Origin of the sequence: Pseudomonas tehranensis (assembly GCF_014268615.1) — a bacterium.
In the GTDB taxonomy this organism is placed as follows: Bacteria; Pseudomonadota; Gammaproteobacteria; order Pseudomonadales; family Pseudomonadaceae; genus Aquipseudomonas; species Aquipseudomonas tehranensis.
This window is the reverse complement of sequence record NZ_JABWQV010000226.1, coordinates 1-8,140: the sequence shown is the minus strand read 5'-3', so window position 1 is coordinate 8,140 and position 8,140 is coordinate 1. Positions and strand designations below refer to the sequence as shown.

Sequence of the window (8,140 nt, the reverse complement as noted above, 5' to 3'; positions counted from 1 at the left end):
TCGCCACAGGGAATCAGCAAGCCTAAGGGAGCAGTGTGCCGCCCCCATAGCAAGAGCGATCGCTTCCAACCAAACGATAATTCCTCTTATTCAAACTCCCCCGCCCTGTTAGACTTTGCGCCCTCGTTTCACTCGTCTTCCAGGAAGCCCAATGCCGTCGTTGCCTCTTCGCTTATGCGCTCTGTTCATGGCCCTGGGCCTGAGTGCCTGCGACGACGCCCCGCGTTTTACCCAGGCCGAACCCGGCGAAGCCCGGTCCGGTGGCGCCGCGACGGTGCGCAAGAGTGATCAGAACGCCTTTTCCCTACCCTCGGCCAACCTGCCACCTTCGCGGCGCGTGGACTTCGCCGTGGGCAACAGTTTTTTCCGCAGCCCCTGGGTAATCGCGCCCTCGACCACCACCGCCCGGGACGGTCTGGGGCCATTGTTCAATACCAACGCCTGCCAGAACTGTCACGTCAAGGACGGTCGCGGCCATCCGCCGGCACCGGACGCGGCCAGCGCGGTGTCGATGCTGGTGCGCCTGTCGATTCCCGATGCTCCGGCCTACGCCAAGGTCATCGAACAACTGGGGGTGGTGCCGGAGCCGACCTATGGCGGGCAATTGCAGGACATGTCCGTGCCCGGCGTTGTCCCCGAAGGCAAGGTGCGGGTCGATTACACGCCGGTCCCGGTGCGCTTCGACGACGGCACCGTTGTAGAACTGCGCAAGCCGCAACTGCAGATCACCCAACTGGGCTACGGCCCGATGCACCCCGACACACGCTTTTCGGCCCGCGTCGCACCGCCGATGATCGGCCTGGGGCTGCTCGAAGCCATCCCCGATGAAGCGCTCCTGGCCAACGCCCAAGCCCAGGCACGGGAGAACAACGGCATCCTCGGCCGGCCGAACCAGGTCTGGGACGATGTTCAGCAAAAGACCGTATTGGGGCGTTTCGGCTGGAAGGCCGGCCAGCCGAACCTCAATCAGCAGAACGTCCACGCCTTTTCCGGTGACATGGGGCTTACGACAAGCCTGCGCCCCTTCGACGACTGCACCGATGCCCAGGTCGACTGCAAGCGCGCGCCGAACGGCAACGGCGCCGATGGCGAGCCGGAAGTCAGCGACAACATTCTGCGACTGGTGCTGTTCTACAGCCGCAACGTCGCCGTACCGGCCCGGCGCGAGGTGAACTCGCCCCAGGTGCTGGCCGGCAAGAATCTGTTTTTCCAGGCCGGCTGCCAGTCCTGCCATACCCCGAAGTACACCACGGCCGCCAACGCTGCCGAACCGGAACTGGCGAACCAGGTCATTCGCCCCTACACCGACCTGCTGTTGCACGACATGGGTGAAGGCCTGGCCGACAACCGCAGCGAATTCAAGGCCAGCGGCCGTGACTGGCGGACCCCACCGCTGTGGGGCATCGGTCTGACCGAAGCCGTCGGTGGTCACACCCAGTTCCTGCACGACGGTCGCGCGCGCAACCTGCTCGAAGCCGTGCTATGGCATGGCGGCGAAGCGCAAGCGGCGCAACGACAGGTTCTAGCGTTCAATGCCGAGCAACGCGCGGCGTTGCTGGCGTTCCTGAATTCCCTTTAATCGCATTCTCCGAAAAACGGGAGCCCGACATGTTCCGTCCCAAGTTGTTGTTTACCAGCCTCGCCGCCATCGTCCTCGGCGCGTGCTCGCCCCAGGATCCGCAAGCGGTCACTTCGGCGGCTATCGCCAAGCAAGTGATCCTGCCCACCTACAGCCGCTGGGTTGAGGCCGACCGGCAACTGGCAACCAGCGCCCTGGCGTTCTGCCAGGGCAAGGAAAACCTGGAGACCGCCCGCGCCGACTTCCTCAAGGCACAAAAAGCCTGGGCCGAGTTGCAACCGCTGCTGATCGGTCCACTGGCCGAGGGCAATCGCGCCTGGCAGGTGCAATTCTGGCCGGACAAGAAAAACCTGGTGGGCCGTCAGGTCGAGCAACTGGTCAACAGCCAGCCGCAGATCGACGTTGCCGGCCTGGCCAAGTCCAGCGTGGTGGTCCAGGGCCTCTCAGCCTATGAGTACCTGCTGTTCGACGCCAGGATCGACATGGCCGACAACGCGCAAAAAGCCAAGTACTGCCCGCTGCTGATCGCCATTGGCGAACGTCAGAAGCAATTGGCCGAAGATATCCTGTCACGCTGGAATACCAACGACGGCATGCTCGCCCAGATGAGCAAGTTTCCGAACCAGCGCTACGCCGATTCCCACGAAGCAATCGCCGATTTGCTGCGAGTCCAGGTTACCGCCCTGGACACCTTGAAGAAGAAACTCGGCACACCGATGGGTCGCCAGAGCAAAGGCGTACCACAACCTTTCCAGGCCGATGCCTGGCGCAGCCAGTCGTCGTTGCAGGGCCTGCAAGCCAGCCTGAGCGCGGCCAGGACCGTCTGGGTCGGCGTGGATAACAAGGGCCTGCGCAGCCTGTTGCCAAGCGAGCAGAAACCCTTGGCCGACAAGATCGACGCGGCCTACGACAGCTCGTTGAAACTGTTCGCCGACAGCCAGCGCTCGCTGACCGAAATGCTCGGGGACGACGCCGGACGCCAGCAGCTCAACGAACTGTACGACAGCCTCAACGTGGTCCATCGCCTGCACGAAGGCGAACTGGCCAAGGCGCTGGGTATTCAATTGGGCTTCAATGCCAACGACGGTGACTGATCATGTTTCGACGTCAGGCTCTGGCACTGGGCAGCCTGCTGCTCGGCGCCGTTACCCTGGGCGGCTGGACGCTGTTCAAGCAAAAGGACAGGAGTCCGCTCCTGCTCTCGGCACGGGACGATAGCGACGGCAAGCACTACGCCGTGGGCTATCGACTGGACGGCAGTCGGGTGTTCGCCACCCAGGTCACGCAGCGCTGCCATGACATCATTGACCATCCGACACAACCGATTGCGCTGTTCGTCGCCCGTCGTCCAGGCACCGAAAGCTACCTGATCGACCTGCGCGACGGTACGCTGCTGCAGACCCTCACCTCGTTGCCGAATCGGCATTTCTATGGGCACGCGGTGATTCACAAAAGCGGCGAATGGCTGTACGCCACCGAGAACGACACGACCGATCCGGGTCGTGGCCTGCTGGGTGTGTACCGTTTCGAAGGCGAACGCTTGGTGCACAGCGGCGAACTGTCCACTCACGGCATCGGCCCTCATCAAGTGTCGTGGATGCCCGACGGCGAAACGCTGGTGGTCGCCAACGGCGGCATCCGCACCGAGGCCGAAAGCCGCGTCGAGATGAACCTCAATGCCATGGAGCCGAGCCTGGTGCTGATGCAGCGCGATGGCACACTGCTGAGCAAGGAAACCCTCGCCCAATCGATGAACAGCGTGCGCCACATGGGCATCGCCAGCGATGGCACCATCGTTTGCGGCCAGCAATTCATGGGCGATCCCCACGAATCCTCCGAGCTGCTGGCGATCAAGCGTCCGGGCCAGCCGTTCCAGGCATTCCCGGTGGCCGAGCATCAATTGCAGGCCATGGGTCATTACACCGCCAGCGTTGCCGTACACAGCGACCTGCGCCTGGTGGCCCTGACAGCGCCCCGTGGCAACCGTTTTTTTATCTGGGACCTGGACAGCGGCGAAGCACGCCTGGATGCGCCTCTGCCGGACTGCGCCGGTGTGGGTGCGGTGGCCGACGGTTTCGTCGTGACATCGGGTCAGGGCCGTTGCCGCTTTTACGATTGTCGACAGTCACAACTGGTTGCAAAACCACTGGATCTGCCGGCGGGGCTCTGGGACAACCATTTGCATTTGATCTGACAAGCGGGCGGCGAGCTTTTGGGAAAACCCCTTACACATTATCGACAAACATCGTTTTGAATCGGTCGCGCACTCGGAGTAATGTGCCCGCCTGTCTGTCTTTTCTCTCGGCTTATTTCCAAGGAAGTGGAACATGCTGCGACGCCGCATGCTGATCATGTTGGGTGTTGTCCTGCTGGTGGTACTGCTACTGGCCGGCTACAAGGCCTTCTCCGTTTACCAGCAGATCCAGATGTTTTCTGCCCCCAAACCGCCGGTCAGCGTGGCCGTGGCCACGGCTGTCGAGCAGCCTTGGCAAACTCGCCTGCCCACCGTCGGCAGCCTCACCGCGCTGCAAGGCGTAGACCTGAGCCTGGAGATTGCCGGGACGGTGCAGAAGGTGCAGTTCCAGTCGGGGCAAAAGGTCAAGGCCGGCCAGCCACTGGTGCAACTGGACAGTGACGTCGAAAGCGCGCTGCTGGAAACCGCCGTGGCCGACCTTGAGCTGTCGAAACTGGATTTTGGCCGGGGCCGGCAACTGGTGGGCAGCCAGGCGATCTCAAAGGGCGAATTCGACCGGCTCGCGGCGCAGTTGAAAAAGAACCAGGCCACGGTCAACCAGCTCAAGGCTTCACTGGCCAAGAAACACATCGTCGCGCCTTTCAGCGGCACCATCGGCATTCGCCAGGTGGACGTCGGCGACTACTTGGCCAGCGGCACGGTGATCGCCACCCTGCAGGACCTGAGCAGCCTGTATGCGGATTTCTACCTTCCCGAGCAAGCGGTACCCATGCTCGCGGTTGGCCAGGCAGTCAACGTCAGTGTCTCGGCCTATCCCGGCCAGACCTTCGTCGGCGCCATCAGCGCTATCAATCCCAAGATCGAAGACAGCACTCGCAATGTGCTGGTACGCGCCACCCTGGGCAACCCCGACGGCAGGCTGTTGCCCGGCATGTTCGCCAGCCTGCAGGTGATCTTGCCGGACAAGGCCAACGCCATCGTCGTGCCAGAAAGCGCCGTGACCTACACCCTATACGGCAACTCCATGTACGTCGTGACGCAGAAGAAGACCGACGACGGCAACGTCGAAAAAGATGACAAGGGCCAGCCGATCCTGATCGCCGAACGGCGATTCGTCGAAACCGGTGAGCGACGTGATGGGCAGGTGTTGGTTTCCAAAGGCGTGCAGAGCGGCGAACAGGTCGTGATCGCCGGCCAGATCAAACTGGATAACGGCACGCCCATCGCTATCAGCGACGACAAGACCCTGACCGAACAGAACAGCCCGCCCCCTGCGGACTGATCAAGGAACCCTCATGGCTTTTACTGATCCGTTCATCCGCCGTCCGGTGCTCGCCACCGTGGTCAGCCTGCTGATCGTGCTGCTGGGTTTCCAGGCCTGGAGCAAGCTGCCCCTGCGCCAGTACCCGCAGATGGAGAACGCCCTGATCACGGTGACCACCGCCTACCCCGGGGCCAACGCCGAGACCATCCAGGGCTATATCACCCAACCGATGCAACAGAGTCTGGCCAGCGCCGAGGGCATCGACTACATGACCTCGGTCAGCCGTCAGAACTTTTCGGTGATATCGGTCTACGCCCGCATCGGCTCCAACAGCGACCGGCTTTTTACCGAGCTGCTGGCCAAGGCCAACGAAGTCAAGAACCAGCTACCCCAAGATGCTGAAGACCCGGTGCTCAGCCGCGAGGCCGCCGATGCCTCGGCACTGATGTACATCAGTTTTTTCAGTAAGGAACTGAACAACCCGCAGATCACCGACTACCTGTCACGGGTGGTCCAGCCCAAACTGGCGACATTGCCGGGCATGGCCGAAGCGGAGATCCTCGGCAACCAGGTCTTCGCCATGCGCCTGTGGCTGGATCCGGTCAAGCTTGCCGGTTTCGGCCTCACCGCCGCCGACGTGACCGATGCCGTGCGCCAGTACAACTTCCTCTCGGCCGCCGGTGAGGTGAAAGGCGAATACGTGGTCACCAGTATCAACGCCAACACCGAACTCAAGTCCGCCGAGGCCTTCGCGGCGATCCCGCTCAAGACCGACGGCGACAGCCGCGTGCTGCTGCGCGATGTCGCCCGGGTGGAGATGGGCGCCGAGAACTACGACACCATCAGCTCCTTCGGTGGCACGCCCTCGGTGTACATCGGCATCAAGGCCACCCCCGGCGCGAACCCGCTGGACGTGATCAAGGAAGTGCGCAGGATCATGCCGGATCTGGAGGCCCAACTGCCGGCCAACCTCAAGGCCGAGATCGCCTACGACGCCACCCTGTTCATCCAGGCTTCCATCGACGAGGTGGTCAAAACCCTCTTCGAGGCGGTGCTGATTGTCATCGTCGTGGTGTTCCTGTTCTTAGGCGCCCTGCGCTCGGTGGCCATCCCGGTGGTGACCATCCCGCTGTCGATGATTGGCGTGATGTTCTTCATGCAGTTGATGGGTTACTCGATAAACCTCCTGACGCTGCTCGCCATGGTGCTGGCAATTGGTCTTGTGGTGGATGACGCGATCGTGGTGGTGGAAAACATCCACCGGCACATCGAGGAAGGCAAAAGTCCGTTCGACGCTGCAATTGAAGGTGCCCGGGAGATCGCTATGCCGGTGGTCTCGATGACCATCACGCTGGCGGCGGTGTACGCGCCGATCGGTCTGTTGGAGGGGATCACGGGGGCGCTGTTCAAGGAGTTCGCGCTGACCCTCGCTGGGGCAGTGGTGATTTCCGGGATCGTCGCACTGACCCTCTCGCCCATGATGTGCGCCATGCTATTGCGTCACGAGGAGAACCCCTCGGGACTGGCTCATAGACTGGACGTGGTTTTCGAACGTCTTAAAAACCGCTACCAGCGCATGCTTCACGGCATGCTCAATACCCGGCCTGTGGTGCTGGTGTTCGCGGTGATGGTGCTGCTGCTGATTCCGGTGCTGATCATGTTCACCAAGTCCGAGCTGGCCCCCGATGAAGACCAGGGCATCATCTTCATGATGGCCAATGCCCCACAGCCCACCAACCTCGACTACCTGAACAGCTACACCGATCATTTCATCACCATCTTCAAGGAGTTCCCGGAGTACTACTCCTCGTTCCAGATCAACGGATACAACGGCGTGCAATCCGGCATCGGCGGCTTCCTGCTCAAACCCTGGAACGAACGCCGCCGCAGCCAGATGGAAATCCTGCCTGAAGTCCAGGCCAAGCTGGAGAACATCCCCGGCCTGCAAATATTCGGTTTCAACCTACCCTCCCTGCCTGGCACCGGCGAAGGCTTGCCATTTGCGTTCGTCATCAACTCGCCCAAGGACTATGCAACGCTGCTGCAGGTTGCCGATCGGGTCAAAAAGCGCGCACTGGAATCCGGCAAGTTCGCTTTCATGGACGTTGACCTGGCTTTCGACAAACCCGAAGTCGTCGTGGACATCGATCGTGCCAAGGCCGCCCAGATGGGCGTCTCGATGCAAGACCTGGGCGGCACACTCGCCACCCTGCTGGGTGAAGCCGAGATCAACCGTTTTACCATCGAAGGGCGCAGCTACAAGGTCATCGCCCAGGTCGAACGGCCGTTCCGGGACAATCCGGACTGGTTGAACAACTACTACGTAAAAAATACCCAGGGTGAATTGCTGCCGCTGTCGACGCTGATCAAAGTCAGCGATCGGGCGCGACCACGGCAGTTGAATCAGTTCCAGCAACTCAACGCGGTGACGATTTCGGGTTTTCCCATCGTGAGTATGGGCGAGGCCATCGAGACGGTCCGCCAGATTGCCCAAGAAGAGGCTCCGGTAGGGTTCGCTTTCGACTACGCAGGGGCGTCGCGACAGTTCGTCCAGGAAGGCAGCGCGCTGTGGGTCACCTTTGCCCTGGCTCTGGCGATCATCTTCCTGGTGTTGGCCGCCCAGTTCGAAAGCTTCCGGGACCCGCTGGTGATTCTGGTGACAGTACCGCTGTCGATTTGCGGCGCCTTGATTCCGCTATTCCTCGGCTGGTCGAGCATGAACATTTACACCCAGGTAGGACTGGTGACGCTGATCGGCCTGATCAGCAAGCACGGGATCCTGATCGTTGAATTCACCAACCAGCTGCGCAGGGAACAGGGGCTAACCCCACGGGAGGCCGTGGAGCAAGCCGCATCGATTCGTTTGCGTCCCGTACTGATGACCACCGCGGCGACGGTATTTGGCATGGTGCCATTGATCCTCGCTACCGGGGCCGGGGCGGTGAGCCGCTTCGACATCGGCTTGGTGATCGCCACCGGGATGTCGATTGGCACGTTGTTCACACTGTTCGTCTTGCCCTGCGTCTATACACTGCTGGCCAAGCCGGACAAACCCTAACGTGTGGCCACTGGCCCTGTAGGCGCTGCCGAAGGCTGCGATCTT

At 61.7% G+C, this 8,140-nt stretch carries 5 protein-coding genes; all 5 read left to right on the top strand.

The window, feature by feature from the left end:
- Positions 1-151: 151 nt before the first annotated feature.
- The 5 genes from HU811_RS22320 (at position 152) to HU811_RS22300 (ending at position 8,095) form a co-directional block, all read left to right on the top strand.
- Positions 152-1,579, top strand: coding sequence for a di-heme oxidoreductase family protein (locus HU811_RS22320; RefSeq protein WP_092457406.1), 1,428 nt, complete (start codon positions 152-154; stop codon positions 1,577-1,579).
- A 29-nt stretch (positions 1,580-1,608) separates the two neighbouring features.
- Positions 1,609-2,673: an imelysin family protein gene (locus tag HU811_RS22315; protein ID WP_186658135.1), complete on the top strand. Its 1,065-nt coding sequence runs from the start codon at positions 1,609-1,611 to the stop codon at positions 2,671-2,673.
- 2 nt (positions 2,674-2,675) lie between these two features.
- Positions 2,676-3,773 (top strand): DUF1513 domain-containing protein, encoded by a 1,098-nt coding sequence (locus HU811_RS22310; protein WP_186658132.1) that lies wholly within the window; start codon positions 2,676-2,678, stop codon positions 3,771-3,773.
- A gap of 133 nt (positions 3,774-3,906) precedes the next feature.
- Positions 3,907-5,055 (top strand): efflux RND transporter periplasmic adaptor subunit, encoded by a 1,149-nt coding sequence (locus tag HU811_RS22305; RefSeq protein WP_186658129.1) that lies wholly within the window; start codon positions 3,907-3,909, stop codon positions 5,053-5,055.
- 13 nt (positions 5,056-5,068) lie between these two features.
- Positions 5,069-8,095, top strand: coding sequence for a multidrug efflux RND transporter permease subunit (locus HU811_RS22300; RefSeq protein ID WP_186658127.1), 3,027 nt, complete (start codon positions 5,069-5,071; stop codon positions 8,093-8,095).
- The last annotated feature ends 45 nt before the right edge of the window (positions 8,096-8,140 follow it).

Bases quoted from the DNA above. Each gene is read 5' to 3' on its own strand.
- HU811_RS22320 (WP_092457406.1), top strand. From the start codon at position 152: ATGCCGTCGTTGCCTCTTCGCTTATGCGCTCTGTTCATGGCCCTGGGC.
- HU811_RS22315 (WP_186658135.1), top strand. From the start codon at position 1,609: ATGTTCCGTCCCAAGTTGTTGTTTACCAGCCTCGCCGCCATCGTCCTC.
- HU811_RS22310 (WP_186658132.1), top strand. From the start codon at position 2,676: ATGTTTCGACGTCAGGCTCTGGCACTGGGCAGCCTGCTGCTCGGCGCC.
- HU811_RS22305 (WP_186658129.1), top strand. From the start codon at position 3,907: ATGCTGCGACGCCGCATGCTGATCATGTTGGGTGTTGTCCTGCTGGTG.
- HU811_RS22300 (WP_186658127.1), top strand. From the start codon at position 5,069: ATGGCTTTTACTGATCCGTTCATCCGCCGTCCGGTGCTCGCCACCGTG.